This is a genomic window from Nostoc sp. C110 (assembly GCF_043099725.1).
In the GTDB taxonomy this organism is placed as follows: Bacteria; Cyanobacteriota; Cyanobacteriia; order Cyanobacteriales; family Nostocaceae; genus Nostoc; species Nostoc muscorum_A.
In genome coordinates, this window is sequence record NZ_CP171148.1 from 3,455,242 (window position 1) to 3,479,570 (window position 24,329).

A 24,329-nucleotide genomic window follows, 5' to 3' on the forward strand; every position below is an offset into this window, starting at 1 on the left:
TTCATTTTCATTGTCTCTAATTCGCAGTTGGCTTAACTTAAACCTTTTCTCAAAATGAGTCAAAAATTTAGTGTTTCTGGAATTGCGAGTTCTGCTTATGTTCATATTCCCTTTTGCAGACGGCGATGCTTTTATTGTGATTTCCCGGTGTCTGTTGTGGGCGATCGCTTGCGGGGCGAAACATCTGGTACTATCTCCCAATATGTTGAGGTACTATGTCAAGAAATTGCCATTACACCAGCCTTTGACCAACCCCTAAAGACAATTTTCTTCGGTGGTGGTACTCCTTCGCTGCTATCAACAGAACAGCTACAACGGATAGTGGGAGAATTGGAGAAGCATTTTGGTATTGCATCTGGGGCAGAGATTTCTATGGAAATTGACCCAGGTACCTTTGATTTAGCACATATAGTAGGCTATCGCAGTGCAGGTGTGAACCGGGTAAGTTTGGGTGTACAAGCCTTTCAATCAGAATTATTGCAAAGGGCGGGGCGATCGCACTCAGTTGAAGATATTTTCGCAGCTGTGGAGTTAATCCACCAAGTCGAGATTCCCGAATTTAGCTTAGACTTAATTTCTGGGTTGCCGCATCAGTCTTTGGATCAATGGCAGGATTCTCTAACTAAAGCGGTAGAACTTATACCCACTCACATTTCCATATACGATCTTACCATCGAACCAGGTACAGCCTTTGGTCGTTACTACAAACCTGGTGATACTCCTTTGCCTACGGATGAAGCCACAGTCAAAATGTACCAGATGGCGCAGCAAGTTTTGACTAGTGCAGGTTATGAGCATTATGAGATTTCCAATTATGCTCAACCTGGCCATCAGTGTCGGCATAATCGAGTTTATTGGGAAAACCGCCCTTACTACGGCTTTGGTATGGGTGCGGCGAGTTATGTTGACGGGAAACGCTTCACTCGTCCGCGTAAGACTAGGGAATATTACCAGTGGGTACAAGCTGGCGGTGTAATTGATTGTGATGTTACCCCCCCAAAGGAAGTATTGTTAGAAACGTTAATGTTGGGGTTGCGTTTGGCGGAGGGTTTGAGTTTGGTGGCGTTGGCGGAGGCGTTTGGCGAAGAGAAGGTGGAGGAAGTTTGCAGGTGTTTGCAAGGGTATTTTGATAAAGGTTGGGTAGAAGTTACAGAGGGAAGGTTGCGTTTGATTGATCCCCAAGGGTTTTTGTTTTCTAATGTGGTGTTGGCGGAGTTGTTTGAGAAGTTGGGGTGACGAACCGCAGAGGCGCTGAGTTCGCAGAGAGAAGAGGGGAGGGGAGGTTTATGCAGAAAAATCAAGTTAGAAAAGCTGTGATTCCGGTAGCTGGTTTTGGGACTCGGTTGTTTCCAGCGACTAAGGTTGTGAAAAAAGAACTTTTTCCGATTATTGATCGAGATGGGAGGGCAAAACCTGTCATTCTCGCAATTATTGAAGAAGCAATTAGTGCTGGAATTACAGAAGTCGGGATTGTGGTGCAGCCAGACGATCAAGAAGTATTTGAAGATTTATTGAAGAATCCACCCAAAAAAAAACTTTTAGATAAACTTTCACCGCAAAATAAAGAATATAGCCGATATCTTGAAGATTTAGGTAGCAAAGTCACCATCCTATTGCAAGAGGAACAATTAGGCTATGGTCATGCGGTATTTTGTGCTAAAGATTGGGTAAAAGATGAGCCATTTTTGTTAATGTTGGGCGACCACATTTATACATCTGATATTGAAAAATCTTGTGCTAGTCAAGTTTTAGGTACTTACGAACAAGTTAATCAAAGCGTTGTTGGTTTAACTACAATGCCAGCAGAAATTATTCATAAAGCTGGTTGTGTTACAGGAGTTTGGCAAGAGTTAAACTCGATTTTGTCAGTTACACAACTCTATGAAAAACCAACCATTGAGTATGCACAACAGCATCTGCGTGTAGAGGGAATGTCAGAAAATGAGTTTTTAGGTATATTTGGATTGTATTTACTTACACCGAAAATTTTTGACTTTCTAGCAGAACACATCAAGCAAAATTTTCAAGAACGAGGTGAATTTCAGTTAACATCCTGTCTGGAAAGATTGCGTCAGGAAGAGGGAATGACAGGATATATTGTTAAAGGTAACTGTTTTGATACAGGTTTACCAGATGCTTATCGTCAAACAATGATTGATTTTAGAAATTTCTAGATTAATCTGAGTTTCAAAACAAAAAGATCCCCGACTTCTTCAAGAAGTCGGGGATCTGAGCGTCTCAGTAGCCTTTAATTACGAATTACGAATTATGAATTATTTTGCAACAGTTGCTCGCGGATTAGAAACCCTGGCGGCTCAGGAGTTAGAGCAACTGGGTGCCCATTCTGTGGAGCCAGGATTTTGCGGTGTAGCCTTTGAGGGCGATCGCACTCTGCTTTATCGCGTCAACCTCTGGGCTAGGCTACCGTTCCGAATCTTGGTGGATATCGATGAGTTTCCTTGCCAAAATGCCGATGATCTCTATCGCGGTATCCAGACTATCGATTGGGTAAACTATTTAACGCCAGACATGACGCTAGCTGTGAATGTCACGGGCAAAAACCAGCACCTCAACCACAGCCACTTCACATCTCTCCAAGTCAAAAATGCGATCGTCGATCAGCAGCAAGAAAAGCTGGGTGAGCGTTCAAATGTAGAACTTCATGAACCAGATGTGCGGATTAATGTTCACATTGAGCGCGACTTTTGTACCGTCAAACTCGATAGTTCTGGAAATAGTCTACATCGCCGGGGCTATCGCCCTGCGGTTGGAGCAGCACCTCTTAAGGAATCTCTGGCTGCTGCCCTCATTCAACTTTCGGGCTGGCAGCCAAACCAAATGTTCTACGATCCTCTCTGTGGATCTGGTACTTTACCTCTGGAAGCTAGCTTAAAGGCACTGAACATCGCACCAGGGCTGTTTCGTGAGTCTTTTGGATTTGAAAATTGGCTCGATTTTGATCTGTCTCTTTTAGAAAAGCTGCTCCAAGAAGCTAAGGATAGTCAACTTGATACCCTTCCCGCACCTATTTGGGGAAGCGATCGCGATGAAAATATAATCGAGCAAGCCATTAACAATGCCCAAAACTGCGGCGTTGATAATCATGTATGGTTTTCTCAAATGGAGCTTGCTGATGTTGTTGCTCCCGCAGACAGTGGGATTTTATTCTGTAATCCACCTTATGGCGAACGGCTAGGGCGAGATAGCGATTTAGGGGCATTTTATAAACTTTTGGGCGATGTACTGAAACAACGCTTCAAAGGCTGGACTGCGTTTGTGCTGAGTGGCAACAAGGAACTGTCTCAATCCATTGGGCTGAAATCATCCAAGCGAATTGCGGTGTATAACGGAGCGTTGCCTTGTCAGTTAATGAAATATGAGTTGTATTAAGGCGATCGCTCTCAACTACTTTTGTTAGATCCAAAGACGCGATAAATCGCCGTCTCTACAATAATCGGTCTTTTGTAGAGACGGCGATTCATCGCGTCTTTTGCCTTAACTATCTCCATAGACTCATCGGTGATATTTTTAATACTCTTTAACAAATTTAAATTTAGCCAAGAAAAGCTTGAAACCATTTATTAGTGGATATTCTGGCAGTTATGATGACAACGTTTACAAAAAGGTGGCAGTATAATCGGTAACTGACAACCTGCAATTTATTTATAGCTAAGGGGCTATTTATGTCAGATCAATTCACGTTTACCGTTACCAATGACACCGAACAGGCAATTACAGAGTTGTGGGTATCTGTCGATGATGAAGATTGGGCTTCATTTACCTTGAGTGATGAAGGGATTCCATCGGGTGAAACAGTAACAATTGCTTGGGCTGAATATACAAATGATTCGCCCTGTGAATGGTATATCTCTGCTGTTTTTGAAGATGAATCAGAAAGTGAGTCAGCTCTATTTAACTTCTGTGAAGAACCAGCTTTAACGTTCGGCTAAATTTCCCATTGCGATCGCATCCAGTATGATTTCGTTCTCAGTCGAAGCCTGGGAATGCCTAATCTGAAGGCTGCCGCCTCAAGACTTGCGATCGCAATTTCTCAAAATACTTAAAGCCACCGCTTCTGCCACCTTAATCCCATCGATACCAGCCGAGAGGATTCCCCCTGCGTATCCCGCTCCCTCCCCAGCCGGATAAAGACCGACTGTATTTAAACTCTGATAATCTTCGTTGCGTTTAATCCGAATCGGTGATGATGTGCGGGTTTCCACGCCAGTCAAAACGGCATCATCCATTGCAAATCCTTTAATTTGTTTGTCAAAAGCAGGAAGTGCTTCGCGGATGGCGGCGATCGCATAATCTGGTAAACTCTGGCTCAAATCACCCAAATGTACTCCTGGTGTATAAGACGGTTTAACCGTGCCTAATGCTGTCGAGGGGCGATGGTTGAGAAAGTCTCCCACCAACTGCCCCGGAGCTTCATAAGTTCCACCACCCAATTTAAAAGCTCGTTCTTCTAAACGTCGTTGAAAGTCAATTCCCGCTAAGGCATTTCCCGGATAATCTTCGGGGGTGATGCCCACAACGATCGCACTATTGGCATTACGCTCATTGCGAGAATATTGGCTCATCCCATTGGTGACAAGTCGCCCCGGTTCTGATGCGGCTGCAACCACCAAGCCTCCTGGACACATACAAAAACTATAGACGGAACGACCATTTTGGCAGTGGTGAACCAGTTTATAATCGGCAGCACCTAAAAGCTTATGACCAGCTTGAGGGCCGAAACGACATTGATCGATGAGAGACTGGGGATGTTCGACCCGAAAGCCAATGGAAAAAGGTTTAGGCTCGATGTAAACCCCGCGATCAAATAGCATTTGGAAGGTATCGCGGGCGCTATGACCTACTGCCAGAACTACATAATCGCTGGCGATATATTCCCCACTGGCAAGGGTGACTCCCCGCACTTGTCCATTTTCGATGTTGATATCTTCCACCCGACTTTCAAAGCGAATTTCGCCGCCGAGGGATTCGATTTTGGCACGCATACTTTGGACGATTCCCACCAGTTTGAAGGTGCCGATATGCGGTTTGTTGATATAAAGAATTTCCGGTGAGGCTCCGGCGTTGACGAGTTCGGTTAATACTTTACGCCCATAATGTTGAGGATCTTTGACTTGACTGTAGAGTTTGCCATCGGAAAATGTACCCGCACCACCTTCGCCAAACTGGGCATTAGATTCGGGGTTGAAGTCTGATTTTTTCTTCCAAAAGCCAAAAGTATCAGCAGTGCGATCGCGAACTTTTTTCCCACGCTCTAAAATGATTGGACGGAAACCCATTTGTGCAAGCATCAAACCTGCAAATAATCCACAAGGCCCAGTACCAATGACAATGGGGCGAATCGCCAAATTACTAGGTGCTTGCGCCACTGGGCGATAACTCATGTCTGGCGTAACCATTACATGGGGATCTTTTTTCAGGCGCTTGAGTAGATGAGTCTCCTGAGTCGTTTCTACATCCAGAATATAAACAAGAGCAATCTCTCCTTTCTTACGGGCATCATAGCTACGCTTGAAGATGGAATAGCTGATCAAATCTTCGTCCGTGATTTGCAGCTTTTTGAGGATGGCAGTCTTGATCTCATCTTCAGGATGATCAAGCGGGAGCTTTACTTCTGTTAGTCGTAACATGGCAAGGAGAAATTCATACTATCTATCAAAATTTTAATCAAAGTCACTGTGGTACGGCTGATGCTTAAACCAGACTGACAGCCGACTGTAACATTCGTATTATCCCAAGTTCAGCATCTATTTCTACTTCTACACCGATTGGCAAGGTAAATTTATCCTTAATATGACCAATCATTGAACCGTACCAAGCAGGAATACCTAAAGGAAGTATGTGTTGTTGCAATACTTGCATTAATGTAAATGATGGTTCATCTCCAAGACTACATTTAGTGCATTGCCCAAAGATAAAGCCAGTAATTTGATTAAGTATCCCAGCAGTTTTTAACTGCGTCAGCATTCTATCTATCCGGTAAACATCCTCGCCAATTTCTTCCACAAATAGGATGCTTTTGTTCCAAGATGGTAGGTAAGGTGAACCTACCATCGCTGATAGCACTGATAAGTTTCCACCGATGAGTTTACCGGTTTCCTTTCCTGGTGCTATTGTCTCCATCCGCACTTCGCTAGGGTTAAGATTTTGCATAGTCACCGCTTCAGCATTAAATAGGATGCGCTTGAAGTAATCGACTGTAAATTGATTCCAAGTAGATGTGGCAACTGGCCCATGAAAAGTAATCATTTTACTACGGGCGTTAATTGCCAACAACAGCGTTGTAATATCGCTGTACCCGATGATAATTTTTGGATGTGAGCGGATTAGCGAGTAGTTGAGTAGGGGTAAAATGCGATTGCAGCCCCAACCACCACGCATAGGGATAATTGCTTTGATGGTGCGATCGCTAAACATCAAGTTTACATCCTGGGCGCGATCGCTATCTTTACCCGCTAAATAGCCATAACGATCTAAAATATGCTTCCCCAACTTGACTTTTAACCCTAATTGGGAAAGTGATTGCTGTGCTGCTTCGATATCTTTAGCGTCAACAATACCCGCAGGGGCAATTAATCCTACAGTATCACCCACTTGTAGGCGTGACGGCTTACGGATGATGTTTGGAGATGGCGGCTTACCTTGGGCAGTAAATGCTGGTATCTGGGTGGCTAAGGTAGCTAGTCCACAGGTTGTAATAAATTCCCGACGTTTGATATTCATGCTCTTTTTGCCTACAAGCGAAATCTAGCAGCTGGGGAAGGTTCAGTGGCGATGCGACCATGTTGACCAAGAGCCACAAGTCTTTTTGCCAGTACCAGGGAACGCTGTGCTAGATTCAGCGTTCCCCTGTTGCGTCAATCTTCCCAGTCGCTATTTTTTGTTAGCGATCGCTTGACTTTTAAGACAGTTGCTACTATTTTCCTTAACCCAAGGGTATTGGAGTATAAGTCTGTAGTCAATTCACTTATTTATCCTTTACTAAGTTAGAAAATAGCCTCTGCCAATCAATAGAGTTAACAGTATTGTCTGTCTGTTTTACCTCAAAGGTGATATTACAAGCTGGTGCTATTTTTAGCGCTTGCACACAAAGTTCTGCCACATCTTCACGGCTGATTTTGCCCTTAATATTATCGCCTTGCTCAAATATTAATTCCTTACCCCCTGGTTCCTCAGTTAAAGCACAAGGTCTAATAATCGTATAAGGAATTCCGCTTTCTCTTAAACTATCTTCTCCCTTCAACTTCCAAGTTAGAATTCCTCCTAATTGGTCATTTAACTTCACTGCTGGCGGTTCTTCATCTAAATTAATGCCAGGGCGACCGGGACGAGTTACGCCTGCTGAACTGACTAGGATAAATTGTGGTAAAGTTGTACCGCCGTAAGCCTTAATTGATTCCAATTGCAAAGTAAAACCACCAGGGGAAAATTTGGGATTCAAAGCCCCATCATATTCAAATTTGCTCAACATCAATTGGAATGAACAAATTCTAGTCTGCTCAATAGGCGGCGCATCTTTGACAACTTTTGCCCGAAAGACGGGAATCAAATCTGCAAAGGGTATGTGAACATCTATCCAAGTATTAGCTACTGTGTCAAAAGAATAGCTGTAGCCAATGCCATCCCATTTTGTATCTGTTCGTAGGAATATTTTATAACGTTGTCCATCACCTTTGACGTGCAATTTCACACCTTCATAACCGGATAAGTTGAAGGGGGGATCAAAATTCTTAGTTCTAACAGATGCAAATCCGCCAGAGTTAGCGGTGGAGACATTACCAGCAAACAAAGCTGTATTTTCTACTAATTGAATATTACTGGCACTCACGCCACCCATCACAACATCATCCAACGCCCCCCAGTTATCTTTTAATTCTGCTGATGGCTTGGTGAAATCAAATATCGGTTTTTCGTTTGCTTGGGGTAAATATTTTGCAGCCGCTTGGACTAAGTTTTTGACACCTTGATATTCTACATTTTCTGGGGTGTCGCCAACAATTTCTGGTTGGTAAAATTTAACACCTTGATAATATTTGGCTCTATCGGCTGTGTCTCCCTCAACTGGTTGCACACGCACTGCTGTGCAGCAAACTACAGCTTGGATATCAGCCATAACTAAAGGAGTTAAAGTTTCTGGTTTTGTGATATCTGCAACTACTAAGTCTATATCATTACCTAGAATCGACCGTGCTTTGTCAATGTCTCGAACTAGGGCGCGAACTTTATAACCCTGTTGGAGCGATCGCTGCACCACTCGTTTACCTACACCACCTGTTGCACCTGCTACTAGTATTACACCCACGTTTCTTCCTCCATTGGGTCTATCTTGATTATCCTTTGGACGGCCTTGGATTAACTGCTGTACCCAGTTAAGGAAAGGAATTACCTCAAAGTAAGTCAGGGTTTCGATAAACCTGCCTAAGTCCCATTGAGAACGATTTTTGTCAGTCATATTTGCGTCCTCATAACTACCTCCAGTCTAGCCCAATGAGCTAGTTCCCGGATTTATCACGCATAGGGTAGGCTTCAGGGGAAGAGGAGTGTGGGGAGTGTGGGGGGTAAGACTTCTTCCCCATCCTCCCACACTTCCCACACTTCCCACACCTCCCACACCTCCCACACTTCCCACACCTCCCACACTTCCCACACCTCCCACACCTCCCACACCTCCCACACCTCCCACACCTCCCACACCCCTTGGATTTCTCACTTGTGAGAAATCCAGGTTATGTTGTTTCTCAGCCAATCCCCACACTTTTAATAGTATGTTTTTCCCGCTTACTGTCGAACTGGAATTAAGATCACAAATTCTGTACCTTGCTCTGTAGAAGAGTTGCACTCGATTGAACCACCATGCTTTTCCACTATAATTTGTCGAGCGATCGCCAGCCCTAATCCTGTACCTTTACCAACACTTTTCGTAGTAAATAAGTGGTCAAAGATTTTTTGTTTGACTGATTCGCTCATGCCAATTCCATTATCAGCAATCTTCACCTCAACATTTAACTCTTTCAAGGAAGTGGTAATTGTAATTCGGTTAGGATTAGATTTAATTTCCTCAAAACTCCGATCTGTATTTGATTCATCCAATGCATCTATAGCGTTCGCTATTAAATTCATAAATACTTGATTTAATTGACCAGGATAGCAAGTAATTAGAGGTAGCACGCCATATTTTTTGATAACCTCGATTGTCGGGCGATCGCCTTGGTCTTTGAGTCGATGCTTTAAGAGCATTAAGGTACTATCAATTCCTTCATGAATCTGAAACTCTACCAGAGATAAAATATCGGATCGAGCAAAGGTTCTTAGAGAAAGGCTAATGTCCTTAAGACGATCAATTCCCTGGTGCATTGATTCCATAATTTTTGGTAAATCTTTAGCCAGATACTCTAAGTCAATTTCTTCAATGAGTTCTTCAATTTCCGGGTCTGGGTGTGGTAACTTTTGCTGTTGTAGATTCACCAAACGCAGGAGATCATTCATATATTCTTCAATATGAGAGCAACTTCCACTAATAAAACCAATTGGGTTATTAATCTCATGACCTATGCCTGCAACAAGTTGTCCAAGGGTGGACATTTTCTCACTTTGAATTAGTTGTAGTTGGGTATTTTGTAACTTTTGTAGAGATTGAGTTAATTCTATGGTGCGTTCTTCCACTCTTTGTTCGAGGGTATGGGTAAGATGGGAGATGTTTAAATGTAACTTTAATCGAGCAATAAGTTCTTCTTTTTGAAAAGGTTTGGTAATGTAATCAACTGCACCAATTTCTAGTCCTTTTACTTTATCTGTGGCATCGCATAAAGCAGTCATAAAAATGACCGGAATATTTTTAGTAAGGAAATTGGCTTTCAGTCGGCGGCAAATTTCAAATCCATCAATATCCGGCATCATTACATCCAGGAGAATGAGGTTAGGATCAGAATATTCTGCTTGTTCAATGGCTGATTCTCCATCGGTTGCCATAAGTATTTTCCAACCACATCCCTGAATCGCTTGTGATAGCACTTTGAGATTATTGGGATTGTCATCTACCAAAAGGATATGCATTGACTTCAAAATAGGTTCGAGCATAATTGATGTGATTTAGTTGTTACAAAATAAAATTTTTTCACAGTATAAGGACTTAAAGGATAAGTTTACTTATCCTCCCTAACTCTATAATTTCGATGTATATAGATCGGGAACAATTGATGGCTGCGCGATCTCCGAATTTTTGAAAAAGTCGGGGCTTTGACCTAAATTTTTCTTAGGAAGTACCGCACAGGTTAAAGATGGTTGCATTTTAGTAGAAGATTGATTTGCAACTAACTCGATTTTGCCTTGAGCATTGCGTCTCCAACCTGTGGCTTGGACAAGCAGCTCTGAGGATACAGGGGTTTGCGTCGTGATTTCGCCAGTTTTACGGTATGCAGAGATATCGCGGATATCAGACCAAGTGCGATCGCTTGTCACTTCTAGATTTGGATTTTGCGGCACACCACCCCGTCCCGTGGCGATAAACCGACTACCTTGATTTGCAGAACAACCACTGGCTATTTGCTGTGATGAATCAGTGACATTCGCAGGTAGTTCCACTAAGCCAGAATTGGGATCGACACCAATATTATTAACTTGAACCGTACCGTTGACCCCAAACTGGGAACTGGCAGTGATGTCGTTTTCGGGAGTCAGTTGAGGACGATATTTCAGCCCAATAATTCCTTGGGTAGTGATTTGAATATTGCCACCTTTTCCTTGGACTGCATTGGCAATAATGTCACTGTTTTCTAAACCCACGATGTTGGGAGCATTAATCGTAATATTGCCACCATTACCACTATTACCTGCTTCTGCACTGATAAAGCTGCCATGACGCATCAGTAGTAAATCCCGCAGTTGTAAATTAGTGTTACCACCACCGCCTGCTTTTGTGGATGCTGAAATGCTGGCCCCATTGTCGAGTCGTAAGGTGTTCGCCTGAATGTTTAGAGTACCAGCTTTACCGGAGCCAAGGTTTTGGACAAAAACTGTTGCACCATTACTGATGTTAAGAAGTGGGGTGTTAATCGTGGTGTTGCCTGAAGTAGCGCGAGAAACTCCACCAACAGGACGAACAGCAGTACCAATATAGCTGGGATTTTCTGCATCTTTGACACCATTCACATCAATCGATTCAGACGCATTAATAGTCAGTGAACCTGCATTTCCTGAAATTATGCTAGAAGCTGATACTCTGGCACCAGCTTGAACCGACAGTGTGCGGGTATCGATTTTTAAATCCCCTGCATTACCAGACCCGAATGTGGCAGTAGACAACAGACTAAAATATAAACCCTTTGGCGCTCCCTCATTTGTCACCTGAATTGTATCTGCCTTGACAATGAGATCGCCGCCATTACCAGAACGGTAGGGTCTTGCTGCTATATTGCCGCCAGCTAAAATAGACAGGTTTTGAGTGGAAATGTTGACATTTCCACCTTTCCCAGTCCCATAGGAACTAGCTAATATCTGGCTGACTGCTCGAAAAGCATTAGGATCACCAAATGCAAAACCATTCACTCGCATTTGATCGGCATTGATTGCAATATTGCCACCCAGTGCTGTGCTAAAGGTACGGTTTAAGATATACCCACCCCCGTCAATATTCAACTGTGGGGTGGTAACGATAATATTCCCTGCTGCACCTGGGGATATAGTTTCATTAATTAAACTGCTGGAACTTTTAAAATCAGGAGACTTGCCGATAATCTGGAGGAACTCTGTGGCATTGATTGCAATATCACCAGCAGTTTGGTTGCTGCGATTTTGTACTAATATCAGTGAACCATCTCGAATACTGACCTGTTTCCCCTGAATTTGAATGGCTCCTCCCCTTTGCCCACTGAGGTCGCGTGTAGATGCTAAAGCTCGTTGGGTTATCTGAATATCGCCAAAACTCGAAGCATTAGGATAACTCAGCGCAAATCCTTCAGAGATGGAACTGAGGGCGACGCTTCCGTTAGTAATGCTACCCAGTTCTATTTGTCCTCCTGGTGCGGAGAGCAATCCTCCATCTAAGGCAACATTCCCACCCAGCAATGCCAGCGTCTTTCCAGATTGCAACTGTAATCCTCTCGTACCGAGGTTTAATCCAGAAACCTGAAGTGAGTCGCCTAATTGAGCATTGTGTCCTGACCCTTGAACAGTAATCGCACCTGGATTACTACCCATCTGCAAACCAATAGGAACATTCATGGTTAACAATGGAGCCTTTTGGGGACTAATTGCGCTAAATTCAGCACCATCGCTAAATTTAATGCTCTGGGCAGTTGTCCCAATAAAGGAGCCGCCAATATTCAGTTGGGCATTCGCACCGAAAATAATCCCACTGGGATTGAGCAAAAACAGATTAGCGCTATCATTGGCTTTAATTAAACCATCAATGTTGGAAACACTGCCTCCAGTAACGCGACTGAAGATATTTTGCACATCTGCGGCATTGTTGAAAAAAGCCGAGCCGTTGCTGGGAACTGAAAATTGGCTGAAGCTGTGGAATAAATTGTTGCCAACTCGATTACCGTTGGTGATGGTGAAGTTATCGCCACTTTGAGAGACAGTAGTATTTAAAGTGCTATCAGGAGTTACCTGGGCATTGGCAAAGCTACACCAAAGTGGCATTACCATCAACGGCACTATTCCAGCGCACAGACCCAACCAAATAGAGTTCGTTGTCATTGACAAGCCTTTATTTATACCTTGTATTTTAGGTTGCCCAAAACGGTATAGTTTTGAAACATCGCCTCAAACCCGGATTTCTCACGATACTGTAGGCAGGGGAGTGTGGGGAGTGTGGGGAGTGTAGGGGGTAAGACTTCTTCCCCATCCTCCCACACCTCCCACACCTCCCACACTCCTTGATTTCTCACTTGTGAGAAATCAAGGTCAAAATGGCGAATAGCGGAGTGAGAAGTACAAGCCATTTTCTTGGAGCGATCGCTTTTCACCATCCACCGAGATTAAAGGAATACCCCAATCGAGGCGAGCCGATAAGTCATCACCCTGTTTCCACAACAGCCCCAACCCAGTACTAACAAGGGTGCTGGGCGATGGATTTTCGCCGTTGACGTTCCAACCTTTACCCACATCAATGAAGGGTGTCAGTTGCAGCACCCCGTTAATCTTTTTCGCGCGGACAATAGGAACTCGAAATTCTGCCGAAAACAACAGACCATTATCTGTAAGTAATGCGTCTTGACGATAGCCCCGGACACTTAGTTGTCCACCAAGACCAAATTGCTCTAAAGGCACTAAGGAATCTGCCGCTAATTGGAAATCGCCCCTAACTAAAAATAATGTGTCTGGTGCTAATTGTCGCACCCACTGCGCCTGTCCCCGCCACGCGAAAAAGCGGCTATCTGGTTCATTCTCGCTGACATTGGCATCGAACCAATCTACCCCAAAGCTCAATTGCGATCGCGCCGCAAACACATACTGGTTACTTCGCTGGGTATATTCTTGAAAAAAGCGCAGAGCCGAAATATTCGTTTTTCCGTTCTCATCTGCACCTGGGGAGAGGCGAAACGGCCCAATATTATCAATACCCAACTCAGTTTGGCTTGATTGGCGCGAAAATGACAGCCCAACTGCCAACTCTTGGGTTGGTTTTTGCACTAGTGGTTGGCGATATCCTAATTCATAAGATTGAGAATCTGATTGGATATCAAGGACACTGAATGGTTCTTCAATAACATGGTTCCATCCCTGGCTAAAGCCAAAGGAGATAGTGCCATTGTGGGCATTAATCGGTAGTGTGTAATTGGCATTAATGCTATTACTACCATCAGTATTGGCGTATCCTACACTCAGGGTATCGCCCAAACCTAATAAATTGGCTTCTTGCAGATCCACTCCCCGGCGAAAACTACCCACACTTGGCGATCGCCCATTATCTAGGCTTGCCGTCAGTTTAAAAGTATCTGCTTCTTCAACCTCAACTTGTAATACATTGCTTCCGGGATGTACGCCTGTTTGTAATTCGGCTGAGAGGTTTTGGATGCGTGGATCGAGGCGGAGTAGTTGGAGTTTTTCTAGGAGGCGGGGTACGTTTAGGGGTTTACCAGCACCAAGTTGGATGCGATCGCGAATGTATTGACTACGTAATCGTCTGTTACCAATGATTTTGATTTCTTGCAGACTGCCTTCGATTACCTGAATCTTTACTGTTCCTGCTTCTAGTGTCTGCGGTGTAATCAATGCACCTGTGGTTACATAACCGTTATCAATGTAAAGCTTGGCGATCGCATCTTTGATTTGCAATAATTCTGCAAATGTCACTTCTTTGCCGACAAAGGGATTGGTAATCGCGGCAAATTGCTCTGGTTTGAAAACTGTACTACCAACAATTTCAATCCGCTCTACCCGAAATTTCGCATTCGAGTTATCCTGATTTGGAATTGACTCATCTGGTATTGTGGGCAAAGGGACTAATTGATTGTTATCTGTTGGTGGCAACAGTTCATCTCGTAAGGGTGTTACCGGAACTTCTTCTAACCGACCGGGTGGTAGGGTGTCAGGATTCGGAGTTTGGGCAATGACCTGCTGATAATTAGATAATACGGCTGCTAAAACAAAGCCGAATGCCAGAGGTCGTAGTCCAGAGATTATACTTACAGGCTTGTTTAATATTTGTTGCTTAGAAAATACTGAACTAATAATAGAGTTCTCTGTAACGACTTCTTTCACTGGCACCCTTCTCCTTAAATTTACTAAATAAGAATTCAGGAGTCAGGAGGGGAGCCGGATGTCTTCTTTGGTCAGAATTCAGTTGTTTATTCTGATCAAAGAAGCAGCAGCAAGTCCGCCATCCTCTGAATAGAGAGGTTTAAGACTCATGCTAAATAGAAGATTTAGTGGTCTTGATTTGACCGGAGTAACGGAAACTCTGGCTTCGCTCCTGAATCTAACTTCTGAATTTTTCTTCAATGGTTCTTTCTTTACATTCAGTTCATCCCCGATACTTTGGTGTAACGAGCGATGTACCACTATTTATAATGGCTGTATTTTTTACAGCCATCATCAGCGTAAATACTGCTTTTTGTCAATAGTATAAAGCGAAGAGACAATTTAATTTAGTGAATCATCTAGGCGATCGCTAAGGCACATAATTAAACCATCCCCTCTATGCTATTTGCTGATGGCGATCGCAACTCAACCCCAACTAACTTTAGATGAGTTCCTCAAACTGTCAGAAACTGAGCCAGCATCAGACTTTATCAACGGGAAAGTTATTCAAAAACCAATGCCTGAAGGTGAACATAGCTTACTTGAGGTTACTCTTTGCGAAACAATTAACGGTATAGCTAAAAGGCAGAAAATTGCTATAGCTTTTTCAGAACTACGCTTTACCTGTGGCGGTGCTTCTATCGTCCCTGATGTGTCTGTGTTTAGTTGGGATAGAATTCCTAAAACTCCATCTGGCAGAATTGCTAATCGTTTTGAAATTCATCCCGACTGGGCAATTGAAATTCTTTCCCCAGACCAAAAGTAAAAAAAAGTGTTGAGTAAATTATTGCTTTGTTCGCGCAATGGTAATGAATTAGGCTGGTTAATCAACCCCGAAGACGAAAGTGTGCTGGGGGTGTTTCCTGGACAGAGGGTGGAATTATACGAAGGTGCAGATAAATTACCCATCCTAGAGGGTATCGAGTTGGAACTGACTGTAGAACAAATTTTTGGCTGGTTGAGTTTGACGTAAAAAAGCGAACGAATTTCCTAAAGAAAGTTGGAAAGGATTGTATCTGGGGAGCTATGCGGTTTTGTCAGATCCAGTAAAGAACAAGCGATCGCTAAATCATTTTCCCAGTAGTATAAATAAATTTATACTTACTAAGGCGTATTAACACTTAAAAAAAGATGAGTTTGAGTCACAAGTTGCAAGACTCTCTTTTTTGACCCAAAAAAGGCTAGGATTCCCTTTGAGCAATAATTTCGAGACAGGGATTATCTACCTTAATGGAAAAAAGTATATGTGCAATTCTAGATTTGAGCAAATCATTATCAAATTTTTCTTCCGAGGTAACAAAATGTTTATAATGTTTATAATTGACGAATATTACGGAATGGAATGGGAAAATTCTTGAAGAAAGAGAAGGAAAAATTAGAGAAATTGCACTTATTTTAGCTGGTCAATGTATTGCTATTTTGTTGTATAACCTCTCTCAATCTCAGTCAGCCAAGCAGCGATGAATCAAACACTCTTGCTGGTGGGATAGCAATATGCAAAGACATGGTTATATAAGACGGCAAATATTAACAGTCGGAAATGTTTTAGTTACTTTATATATAGCGTTGGGCGATCGTCTGGTGGAGCAAGCTTATCGCCCTCATTAATCGAACTCTCCAAAAAAGTTAACCAAGAGAAAGCAACAAGGTGAAACAATAGTGTGAAACTCTTCATGCTATTTATTAATGCTCAAATTTACACACTTTCACTTCGCCATTATTAGCAGTGCGTTGCTTTCATTTACAATAAGTGCTGGTGTACCTGCTGCCAATGCCCAATCCCAACAATGTGAAGCTGAATCCGTTTCAATTTCCCGCAGTGGAAAAATAGCCACGGAAATTACATTTGTCAACCAGCGAAGCACACCAGTAAGATTATATTGGCTTGATTACTCTGGTCAACGAAAGTTTTACGCCTTAATTGCTCCAAATAAGAGAATTACTCAAAGCACCTATGTAACTCATCCTTGGGTAATTACTGGTACTAAAAACAACTGTCTGGGTGTTTATTATCCTGATGGACAACCGCGCATAGTAGAAATTCTCTAACGCCCCAAAGCGATGCAAAAGGCAGCAAGCTACGCACTCCCTCTACTCATCATCATCTGGCAAATACAAAGCGCTGCTATCAGTTGGTCTAGCATGGAGATACATTTCCTCAAAATCTCGGCAGCACTGTACCTGTTCCCGCATCCTTCTTCACTCTTACATACCCCTTGGTAGTATCGCTCTTGCTATGTCCCAACTGGTCTTGCACCTGAAAAAGCGGTTTACTCTCCACCGCCCTCGTTGCATGAGAATGCCTTAGCCAGTGACACGAAAACTTCACCTTCGCCACCTCAGATATATCCTGAATCAACTTTTTAATTGCCCGATCGCTCAACGGCAATCCCCTTTTTGCTGGGTCAGGTGAGATATTGGCAAACACCGGCATCTTATCACTAGCCATCCCCCGGTACTTCCCACCCTTACCCCAAAACTTAATTGTGTAATACCCCCGGTGTCTATCCTCCGGCGTTGGGTCAAACTGCCATTTAAAATCGCGCCAATACAACCCCGGATAATCTTCCTTGGGTTTACCCCGTTCATCACCCGGAACCGTCACGCGACCCACTTCGCCAACCCGCATCCCACTATAAAAAATCAAGTTAAAAACTAGCCAATACTGCCCCCCTAACACCTTGGCAGCATCAGCTAACTTCTCCATTTCCCAATCTTCTAGATACCGCTCTGCCTTCCGTAAATCACTGAAATTATCGTAATTTATAGTACTTGCAATATTCCGCAAAAAATAGCCAATACTCTCCCCGCTCCCATAACTCCAGAGCGATCGCAATATCAGCACTCGGTTACTTTTAGTATAAGGGGAAACCTCACCCCAGGAAGCAATAAATTCTAGTAACAATGGTTGCTGTAGCAATCTTAAATCAGGTATACCTGATTTACGTACCCAATCGAGTAATTTTTGACCAAATCGATAGTATTTTCGCTTGGTTTGTTCGCGGTTTTGACTTCCAGCCCAAGCTAAAATTAATTCCTCATCATTAGCAACCGCAGGCGTGCGGTAATAATATTGCCGAATTACCTCCTCTACCAACTCCGGCGTAACTTGAGCATTAGTGTTTTTAATTACACTTGGTTGTGGAGTAGTAGACAGAATTTCGACCTGCGCCACCTCAATATTAGTAACATCCATTTGGTCTTTAGAGTTACGCGATGATAAATATATAGCTTCCTGGAAGTGCTGTTTCAGGAAGCTTTTATATTCTACGACAACGCCGTGGATGTGCTTAACTGCTTGCTCCATTATTTGTGGTCAAGCAACACCCCGTTTTTTGTGTTCAAGCTGTAGCATTTTTACTGCTGGGGGCAACATCGATATCAATATTGCTATCAAACTTGGAGAGCAATTCTTCTAAGCCTTGCAGCAAGGCAATTGTATGTCCCTCTCTGTGCAGTTTGGATAGTTGGCGTACTGCTCCAATTAGGGCAGTAGGAACGCGAATCATTTCGCTTGGTGGGGTCTTGTCGTCAGCCATTTGATATCAATTTTGATAGCAATGAACTGATGATAGATGAAAAGCGATCGCCCACAAGCATTTTCTTAGAGGAAACGCGATGCCTACGGCGGCAAGCTACGCTCTTGTAGACAAAAACTGGACATCGCCTCAAAAATGGTGATGATTAATTTAATCTGCAATCTTTTTCTAAAATTTATGCGTTTAATCAATCGTTTTCAGGCTTTGGCTGTTGCCACTGGGCTAATTGCTCTATTGGGGTGTTCGCCAGCACCAAGCCAGGTGCCAACATCAACAATAGAAAAACCATTGCAGGCAACGCCGATTGTACCTACTAAACCCTCAACCAGCGCTAACCTGCTTTTGGGAAATCCCAGCAATGCGATCGCCCTGGTGGATACTCCTGATAATTACCTAATGGTAAAAAACCAGTACGCGCTCTCCTACAACAATACTAAAGGAACTCCCAACTGGGTAGCTTGGCAGCTTAACAAGTCATGCCTGGGAACTGCTGACAGACAAAATAATTTTAGACCTGATAACACTTTACCTACAAACTTTTTACGGGTAACTCCAACTATATACAGTGGTTCAGGTTATGACAAAGGTCATGTTACACCCTCAGCAGACATGACTTATTTTGACATCGACGAATTTTTAGTTGTAGTTCTACTACCCCATTTAATGTTCTTATATGTCGAGGATTATTGTATTCATTCCACATTGCTTCCCCGCACGAAGGGCATTTTTTTTGAATACAATCGAGTACTTCAAACGATGTTGCCTCTGGTTTTAGACTTTTTCTTACCAAGTTTTTGCACCATTATTTCGCTACAAGGTCAAGATTACAGGATTTCCACTCTTCTCTAGTAAGTTTTGCCACACTAGGTTATTCGCTTTCATACCTAATTCTCTGAAAGCCTTGTGTGGTGTAATGTTGGGGAATTAAACCTTGATTATCGATCTTTAATATTTAGATGCGTTCGTCCTACCTGCGCTAACCCTGATACTTTTATGTTGCATATGAGTTGCGTTTGAGTATCTCATCAGATACTATAATTCCTGTAAGTCACAACTGGTAATCAACTAGCAGTTAAAATTTACAAAATTAATTGAATATTTTGGCAGTAATTTTTAGGAGTTGAGCTTTGATGGTCTTTTTGACCTCAGTCCCTCTAAACCGTAGAATTTCAGAGAAAGTGTGATCGCAATCCAAAATGTTCTAAGAACCTATCCCACTAATAAGATTTGTGCTTCAAAACTTAAGTTTATTGAGAACTAAAAACGAAAAATCAAGGTTTTCAAGCACATTTTACGAAAAGAAGTAGGAATTTTTAGACTAGTGGGATAAGTTCAAAAAACAGGCTATCTATTGCCCAGTTCATGGCTACTTTCCAGTTCATGCATTAAGTAAGTAGAAAAACAAATTGATTACACAATGTCATTGTGTTGGTATAAGCCTTCCCGTAGGGTATCAGTGAAGCTTATCTTTTGTTATGGAGATTAGTTTATGGTGTCTCTTATAAAAATAATTGTTACAGGAGCAGCTGGTTTTATTGGTTCTCACTTAGTAGACACTTTATTAGCAGAAGGGCATCAAGTAATTGGTATTGATGAATTCAATAATTATTACGACCCTGCTTTAAAGCGCAAGAACATTGCACATTTACATAACAATCCTAATTTTGAATTAATTGAGGGAGATATTCAACTCCTAGACTGGCATAAACTGCTAGAAGATGCTGAATTCGTTTATCATCAAGCTGCACAAGCGGGTGTAAGAGCTAGTTGGGGAAAAAACTTCCAAACTTATGTTGAAAAGAATATCAATAGTACCCAAATTTTATTAGAAGCCATCAAAGATGCTAAACACATAAAAAGATTCATATTTGCTTCAACCTCCAGTATATACGGTGATGCTAAAAAACTACCGACTGATGAAAGTATTTGCCCTCAGCCTATTTCTCCGTATGGAATTACAAAATTAGCTGCTGAGAAGTTGTGTAGTTTGTATCATAAAAATTTTGGTGTACCCTTTGTTGCTTTACGCTACTTCTCAGTTTATGGGCCTAGACAACGTCCAGATATGGCTTTTCATAAATTTTTTAAATCAATACTTGAATCACAACCGCTAACTATATATGGAGATGGTCAACAAACGCGAGACTTCACATTCATAAATGATATAGTTACAGCCAATATAGCAGCCGCTAAAATACCCGAAGCTGTTGGTGAAGTTTTCAATATTGGTGGCGGTAGTAGAGTCAGTCTGTTAGAGGTTATCAGTACTATAGAAGAAATTATAGGAAGTAATATTAATATCAACCACATTGAAACATCAATGGGAGATGCGCGTCACACTTTATCGGACATAGCTAAAGCTCAAAAACTTTTAAACTACAAACCACAAACTTCTTTAATCGATGGATTAGCTAAAGAGTGGATTTGGACGAAATCTCTATATTCCTAAGCTATTTCCTGAGTCAGGCTGATTGAACTGAGAAACAGTGTTAAAAAGACGTGTATCAATTTACAGATTTTATTCTCTCTGTAATTAAGTTAGTTCCACTAATGTAATACATTCGATGACAGTGTCTTCAAAACTATCACCGCCTCTTAAATCGTGCAGTCATGTCTAATTTTCATACTTTAAACTCTATTGATCTAGCAGTTATGAATATTGTTTATACTGCTCATTTTGCCAAGCTACCAGTTCATACTTCTGTAAGAAGCAAAGCAAAACGGATGATTGATATCTTAGGTGCTATAGTAGGATTAATTATTACAGCAATCGTAGCGATTCCTGTTGCTATAGTTACTCAACTTGATAGCCCTGGTCCCATCTTTTACAGTCAAATTCGCTGTGGTTTGAACGGACGCTATTTCCGGATATGGAAATTTCGCTCTATGATTGTTGGATCTGACCAATTTAAACATCTAGTCATCAACGAAGCCAAAAGTAATCATATTTTCAAAAGTGAAAATGACTCTCGTATTACTCGTGTAGGTAAGTTTCTGCGTCGCACTAGCTTAGACGAACTACCCCAATTTTGGAATGTACTACTAGGAGAAATGAGTTTAGTTGGCACTCGCCCTCCGACTCCCGATGAAGTCATGTGCTACTCAAACCATCACTGGGAAAGGTTAAATGTCAAACCAGGTATTACTGGCGAATGGCAAACCAGTGGACGTTCTAGTATCAAAGACTTTGAGGATATTGTGAGTATGGATCTAGACTATCAACGAAAATGGTCTATTACCTACGATATTTATTTGATGCTAAAAACCCTAAAAGTTGTGTTAGATAAGAGCGGCGCTTGCTAATAACGGAAGTTACTAGTTTGTACAAGTAAGTGTGCGGAGCTCTTCATCGCTGTTGTCCTTTGATGTGCCCTTGCTCATGAATGTGACGTTTTACACTTTTATCACTCCTATCACTCCTATTAATTATCCCCTCCTGAATCCTTTCCCTAAATGTATAAACCTGTCCTAACGATTTTTTACCAATTTAATCCTTGGCATACTACTATTGGTGGCATTCAAACGCTAGTTAGCTTGTTTATTAAGTATGCACCTAGTGAATTTGATCTGCGGCTTGTAGGAACAGGACATGATAGGTGTCAGCCAAATCTGAAGTGGCAAGAAGCAGAACTTTCTGGTAGAGAAATTAGTTTTATGCCTTTGTTTACTTTAGAAAATGATAATGTTCGGGGTCTGATCCCAACCACGGTTAAGTATACGAATGCACTTTTAGGGCATTGCTTTGCTTCAGACTTTATGCATTTTCATAGGTTGGAGCCAACTTTAGCTGCATTGAATTGGCAGGGGGAGAAAACCCTGTTTATTCACACTGATATTAATGCACAGATGCAAAAAAAAGCGATTCTGTGGCGAAGATTTCCGGGTGCATATTTTGCCTTGGAAAGTTTGTTAATTCGTCAGTTTAACCAGATTTTATCGTGTAATAGTAACTCTGCTAAATTCTATAGCCAACGTTATCCTACTTTGAGCGATCGCATTTCTTACATCAAAAATTCATTTGACAATGAAATTTTCTATCCGTTGAGTCATCAAGAAAGGGAAGCAAAAAGACGCGAACTAGCTTTGAGATTAGGCTTGGTTCCCGAAACACGTTTTATTCTTTTTGCTGGTCGCTTGCATCCAGACAAAGATCCACTTTTGTTAGTACGTACATTCGCGGCTTTAAATGAATCCCATACTCATCTACTCATAGCTGGAGATGGAGAGTTAGCCACAAAAATTCGTGCTGAAATTGGTCGTCTCAGTTTAACTGAACGAGTGACAATGCTGGGAGCAGTTAATCAAACAGAACTATCAAAGTTACATCGTATCTGCAATGTCTTTGTCCTTACTAGTGCCTACGAAGGTTTACCATTGGTAGTTCTAGAAGCACTTGCTAGTGGAACTCCAGTAGTCACAACTCGAACTGGTGAAACCCCAAAATTACTGACGGATGATAGTGGAGTAGTTTGTTCTCAACGTACTCCAAAATCCATAGCAGACAGTATACGCCAAGTATTACTACATCCAGAAGATTATCCTAGTGTTTCTTGTGTGCAAACTGCACATCCCTACGCTGCCTGCACTGTGATTAAAGATATCTACAGAGAAATGCTAAATCGCTGGGAATTGCAAACCTTCTCAGCAGTGAGTTCGTAAGTAAAACTAATTTTTGGGAAAAAATTCATGAAAATTGCTGTAATTGGTGCCAAAGGTCTACCACCTAAACAGGGAGGCATTGAACATTATTGTGCAGAAATATATCCCCGGATAGTAGCGCAGGGTCATAGTGTTGATTTATTCGCCCGCTCTTCATACACTGATTGTCGTTGGTTTGATAATTATGGCTTTCAGGGTGTCCGAGTCATCTCCTTGCCTAGTTTCGATTTTAGAGGGATAGACGCTTTTATTAGCTCTGCCATAGCAGCGATCGCTGCTTCTGGAACTCAGTATGATATTATTCACTTTCATGCTCTTGGTCCATCTCTATTTACCTGCCTATCGAGACTTACCGCCAAGAAGGCAAAAATTGTTGTTACCTGTCAGGGGTTAGACTGGCAACGTGCCAAGTGGGGTAATTTTTCTAGTCGCTTGATTCTTGCGGGAGAAAAGGCGGCAGTGCGGTTCGCCCACGGACTAATAGTAGTCTCAAAAGATTTGCAATCCTATTTTTTGCAAACCTATGGTAGCCAGACAGTCTACATCCCTAACGCTCCAGCTAACTATGCTGAGTCAGACCCTAATTTTTCCTATGGCACCTCTCTCAAATTAATGCAGGGACGCTATATTCTATTTTTGGGCAGACTTGTACCAGAAAAGCGTCCGGACTTACTCATTGAAGCTTTCTGTAAACTCAAACCACCAGGATGGAAACTTGTTCTGGCTGGTGGCATCAGCGATACTAAGCCCTATGTCTCCAAGCTATTAAATACTGTTGCCGAGAATCCAGAGATTGTATTTGCAGGCGAACTGCAAGGAGAACGCTTAGCAGAGATTGTTCGGGGAGCCGGATTATTTGTCCTACCTTCTGATGTGGAGGGACTACCTTTAGCAATGTTGGAGGCGATGCGGGAAGGGATCTCGGTAATCGCAAGTGATATTCCACCCCATCAGCAGTTGTTAAATGAGCAGCGTGGCATACTCTTCCAAGCAGGAAACCTAGACTCTTGTATTAGTTGCCTGGACTGGGCCGTGAATCATCCCCAGGAATTAGCAATAATGGCTAGTAATGCCCAAAAGTATGTAGAACTCAACTATAGTTGGGAACAGATTACTGCTGAGAATTTGAAATTATATAGAACACTGTTGAACTCGTCTGCAACTATCAAGATATCCGAACCTTATTCCATGAGAATAGCTGGAGTTGACTCAATCCAGCAAACTTCAAGCGCAGTTGTTGTGAAAAAAGCTGTAATTTCCGAGCAAATCACAGTCTCAGAAAAATAAATCTAGATATATGCATAAAAAAAATCAGTTTTAATTCCAGGAGGCATCAGCCTGTTGTTTCTTACAGAGTACTTGAGGTGG

The 24,329-nt window shown here is 42.3% G+C and carries 20 protein-coding genes and 2 pseudogenes; 12 read left to right on the forward strand and 10 right to left on the reverse strand.

Annotation, left to right across the window (positions count from 1 at the left end; all coding sequences use genetic code 11):
* Positions 1-54 precede the first annotated feature (54 nt).
* From hemW to ACFFRD_RS20295, 3 genes are all read left to right on the forward strand, one after another.
* The gene (gene hemW / locus ACFFRD_RS20285) at positions 55-1,236 is read left to right on the forward strand and encodes a radical SAM family heme chaperone HemW (RefSeq protein ID WP_392482928.1); all 1,182 of its coding nucleotides are present in this window, start codon (positions 55-57) and stop codon (positions 1,234-1,236) included.
* A 50-nt stretch (positions 1,237-1,286) separates the two neighbouring features.
* Complete coding sequence (locus ACFFRD_RS20290) at positions 1,287-2,174, forward strand: sugar phosphate nucleotidyltransferase (RefSeq protein ID WP_392482929.1); 888 nt, start codon at positions 1,287-1,289, stop codon at positions 2,172-2,174.
* A gap of 94 nt (positions 2,175-2,268) precedes the next feature.
* On the forward strand, positions 2,269-3,390 hold the full coding sequence (locus tag ACFFRD_RS20295) for a class I SAM-dependent RNA methyltransferase (protein WP_392482930.1): 1,122 nt from the start codon (positions 2,269-2,271) through the stop codon (positions 3,388-3,390).
* 11 nt (positions 3,391-3,401) lie between these two features.
* Here ACFFRD_RS20295 and ACFFRD_RS20300 read toward each other — a convergent pair whose 3' ends face one another.
* Positions 3,402-3,578, reverse strand: a complete 177-nt coding sequence (locus ACFFRD_RS20300) for a hypothetical protein (RefSeq protein WP_392482931.1) — start codon at positions 3,576-3,578, stop codon at positions 3,402-3,404.
* A gap of 105 nt (positions 3,579-3,683) precedes the next feature.
* Between ACFFRD_RS20300 and ACFFRD_RS20305 the strand changes: the two genes are divergently transcribed.
* Positions 3,684-3,950 carry a hypothetical protein gene (locus ACFFRD_RS20305; RefSeq protein WP_392482932.1) on the forward strand — a complete coding sequence of 89 codons (267 nt, stop codon included), beginning with the start codon at positions 3,684-3,686 and terminating at the stop codon, positions 3,948-3,950.
* Positions 3,951-4,028: 78 nt separating this feature from the next.
* Here ACFFRD_RS20305 and ACFFRD_RS20310 read toward each other — a convergent pair whose 3' ends face one another.
* The 7 genes from ACFFRD_RS20310 to ACFFRD_RS20340 all read right to left on the reverse strand — a co-directional run bounded on the left by ACFFRD_RS20310 (position 4,029) and on the right by ACFFRD_RS20340 (position 14,646).
* Entirely contained in the window at positions 4,029-5,648 is a 1,620-nt protein-coding gene (locus tag ACFFRD_RS20310) for an NAD(P)/FAD-dependent oxidoreductase (protein ID WP_392482934.1), read from the reverse strand.
* Between the two features lie 64 nt (positions 5,649-5,712).
* Positions 5,713-6,741 (reverse strand): LD-carboxypeptidase, encoded by a 1,029-nt coding sequence (locus ACFFRD_RS20315; RefSeq protein WP_392482935.1) that lies wholly within the window; start codon positions 6,739-6,741, stop codon positions 5,713-5,715.
* 244 nt (positions 6,742-6,985) lie between these two features.
* Positions 6,986-8,470, reverse strand: a complete 1,485-nt coding sequence (locus ACFFRD_RS20320) for a CIA30 family protein (RefSeq protein WP_392482937.1) — start codon at positions 8,468-8,470, stop codon at positions 6,986-6,988.
* Between the two features lie 27 nt (positions 8,471-8,497).
* Positions 8,498-8,728 (reverse strand): hypothetical protein, encoded by a 231-nt coding sequence (locus ACFFRD_RS20325; protein WP_392482938.1) that lies wholly within the window; start codon positions 8,726-8,728, stop codon positions 8,498-8,500.
* A 68-nt stretch (positions 8,729-8,796) separates the two neighbouring features.
* Positions 8,797-10,095, reverse strand: a complete 1,299-nt coding sequence (locus tag ACFFRD_RS20330; RefSeq protein ID WP_392482940.1) for a response regulator — start codon at positions 10,093-10,095, stop codon at positions 8,797-8,799.
* An 84-nt stretch (positions 10,096-10,179) separates the two neighbouring features.
* Positions 10,180-12,717, reverse strand: a complete 2,538-nt coding sequence (locus ACFFRD_RS20335; protein ID WP_392482942.1) for a filamentous hemagglutinin N-terminal domain-containing protein — start codon at positions 12,715-12,717, stop codon at positions 10,180-10,182.
* Positions 12,718-12,924: 207 nt separating this feature from the next.
* A complete protein-coding gene (locus ACFFRD_RS20340; RefSeq protein ID WP_392483122.1) occupies positions 12,925-14,646 on the reverse strand; it encodes a ShlB/FhaC/HecB family hemolysin secretion/activation protein in 1,722 nt (573 codons plus the stop codon).
* Between the two features lie 529 nt (positions 14,647-15,175).
* Here ACFFRD_RS20340 and ACFFRD_RS20345 point away from each other — a divergent pair.
* The 3 genes and pseudogenes from ACFFRD_RS20345 (at position 15,176) to ACFFRD_RS20355 (ending at position 16,812) form a co-directional block, all read left to right on the forward strand.
* Positions 15,176-15,736, forward strand: a pseudogene (locus ACFFRD_RS20345) (Uma2 family endonuclease).
* Between the two features lie 347 nt (positions 15,737-16,083).
* Positions 16,084-16,227, forward strand: a complete 144-nt coding sequence (locus ACFFRD_RS20350) for a hypothetical protein (RefSeq protein ID WP_392482943.1) — start codon at positions 16,084-16,086, stop codon at positions 16,225-16,227.
* Between the two features lie 222 nt (positions 16,228-16,449).
* A complete protein-coding gene (locus tag ACFFRD_RS20355) occupies positions 16,450-16,812 on the forward strand; it encodes a hypothetical protein (RefSeq protein ID WP_392482944.1) in 363 nt (120 codons plus the stop codon).
* A gap of 109 nt (positions 16,813-16,921) precedes the next feature.
* Here ACFFRD_RS20355 and ACFFRD_RS20360 read toward each other — a convergent pair whose 3' ends face one another.
* Together ACFFRD_RS20360 and ACFFRD_RS20365 are read right to left on the reverse strand one after the other, a co-directional pair.
* Positions 16,922-18,070 carry a tyrosine-type recombinase/integrase gene (locus ACFFRD_RS20360; protein WP_392482945.1) on the reverse strand — a complete coding sequence of 383 codons (1,149 nt, stop codon included), beginning with the start codon at positions 18,068-18,070 and terminating at the stop codon, positions 16,922-16,924.
* 52 nt (positions 18,071-18,122) lie between these two features.
* Positions 18,123-18,302, reverse strand: a pseudogene (locus ACFFRD_RS20365) (hypothetical protein); the annotation flags it as partial.
* Positions 18,303-18,479: 177 nt separating this feature from the next.
* Between ACFFRD_RS20365 and ACFFRD_RS20370 the strand changes: the two are divergent.
* The 5 genes from ACFFRD_RS20370 (at position 18,480) to ACFFRD_RS20390 (ending at position 24,248) form a co-directional block, all read left to right on the forward strand.
* Entirely contained in the window at positions 18,480-19,151 is a 672-nt protein-coding gene (locus ACFFRD_RS20370; RefSeq protein ID WP_392482946.1) for a DNA/RNA non-specific endonuclease, read from the forward strand.
* Between the two features lie 640 nt (positions 19,152-19,791).
* The gene (locus tag ACFFRD_RS20375; protein WP_114085597.1) at positions 19,792-20,751 is read left to right on the forward strand and encodes an NAD-dependent epimerase/dehydratase family protein; all 960 of its coding nucleotides are present in this window, start codon (positions 19,792-19,794) and stop codon (positions 20,749-20,751) included.
* A 203-nt stretch (positions 20,752-20,954) separates the two neighbouring features.
* A complete protein-coding gene (locus ACFFRD_RS20380) occupies positions 20,955-21,605 on the forward strand; it encodes a sugar transferase (RefSeq protein WP_245246091.1) in 651 nt (216 codons plus the stop codon).
* Between the two features lie 150 nt (positions 21,606-21,755).
* Positions 21,756-22,961 (forward strand): glycosyltransferase, encoded by a 1,206-nt coding sequence (locus ACFFRD_RS20385; protein WP_392482947.1) that lies wholly within the window; start codon positions 21,756-21,758, stop codon positions 22,959-22,961.
* Positions 22,962-22,988: 27 nt separating this feature from the next.
* Complete coding sequence (locus tag ACFFRD_RS20390) at positions 22,989-24,248, forward strand: glycosyltransferase family 4 protein (protein ID WP_392482949.1); 1,260 nt, start codon at positions 22,989-22,991, stop codon at positions 24,246-24,248.
* The last annotated feature ends 81 nt before the right edge of the window (positions 24,249-24,329 follow it).

Bases quoted from the DNA above. Each gene is read 5' to 3' on its own strand.
- hemW (WP_392482928.1), top strand. From the start codon at position 55: ATGAGTCAAAAATTTAGTGTTTCTGGAATTGCGAGTTCTGCTTATGTT.
- ACFFRD_RS20290 (WP_392482929.1), top strand. From the start codon at position 1,287: ATGCAGAAAAATCAAGTTAGAAAAGCTGTGATTCCGGTAGCTGGTTTT.
- ACFFRD_RS20295 (WP_392482930.1), top strand. From the start codon at position 2,269: ATGAATTATTTTGCAACAGTTGCTCGCGGATTAGAAACCCTGGCGGCT.
- ACFFRD_RS20300 (WP_392482931.1), bottom strand. From the start codon at position 3,578: ATGGTTTCAAGCTTTTCTTGGCTAAATTTAAATTTGTTAAAGAGTATT.
- ACFFRD_RS20305 (WP_392482932.1), top strand. From the start codon at position 3,684: ATGTCAGATCAATTCACGTTTACCGTTACCAATGACACCGAACAGGCA.
- ACFFRD_RS20310 (WP_392482934.1), bottom strand. From the start codon at position 5,648: ATGTTACGACTAACAGAAGTAAAGCTCCCGCTTGATCATCCTGAAGAT.
- ACFFRD_RS20315 (WP_392482935.1), bottom strand. From the start codon at position 6,741: ATGAATATCAAACGTCGGGAATTTATTACAACCTGTGGACTAGCTACC.
- ACFFRD_RS20320 (WP_392482937.1), bottom strand. From the start codon at position 8,470: ATGACTGACAAAAATCGTTCTCAATGGGACTTAGGCAGGTTTATCGAA.
- ACFFRD_RS20330 (WP_392482940.1), bottom strand. From the start codon at position 10,095: ATGCTCGAACCTATTTTGAAGTCAATGCATATCCTTTTGGTAGATGAC.
- ACFFRD_RS20335 (WP_392482942.1), bottom strand. From the start codon at position 12,717: ATGACAACGAACTCTATTTGGTTGGGTCTGTGCGCTGGAATAGTGCCG.
- ACFFRD_RS20355 (WP_392482944.1), top strand. From the start codon at position 16,450: ATGCTCAAATTTACACACTTTCACTTCGCCATTATTAGCAGTGCGTTG.
- ACFFRD_RS20360 (WP_392482945.1), bottom strand. From the start codon at position 18,070: ATGGAGCAAGCAGTTAAGCACATCCACGGCGTTGTCGTAGAATATAAA.
- ACFFRD_RS20370 (WP_392482946.1), top strand. From the start codon at position 18,480: ATGCGTTTAATCAATCGTTTTCAGGCTTTGGCTGTTGCCACTGGGCTA.
- ACFFRD_RS20375 (WP_114085597.1), top strand. From the start codon at position 19,792: ATGGTGTCTCTTATAAAAATAATTGTTACAGGAGCAGCTGGTTTTATT.
- ACFFRD_RS20380 (WP_245246091.1), top strand. From the start codon at position 20,955: ATGAATATTGTTTATACTGCTCATTTTGCCAAGCTACCAGTTCATACT.
- ACFFRD_RS20385 (WP_392482947.1), top strand. From the start codon at position 21,756: ATGTATAAACCTGTCCTAACGATTTTTTACCAATTTAATCCTTGGCAT.
- ACFFRD_RS20390 (WP_392482949.1), top strand. From the start codon at position 22,989: ATGAAAATTGCTGTAATTGGTGCCAAAGGTCTACCACCTAAACAGGGA.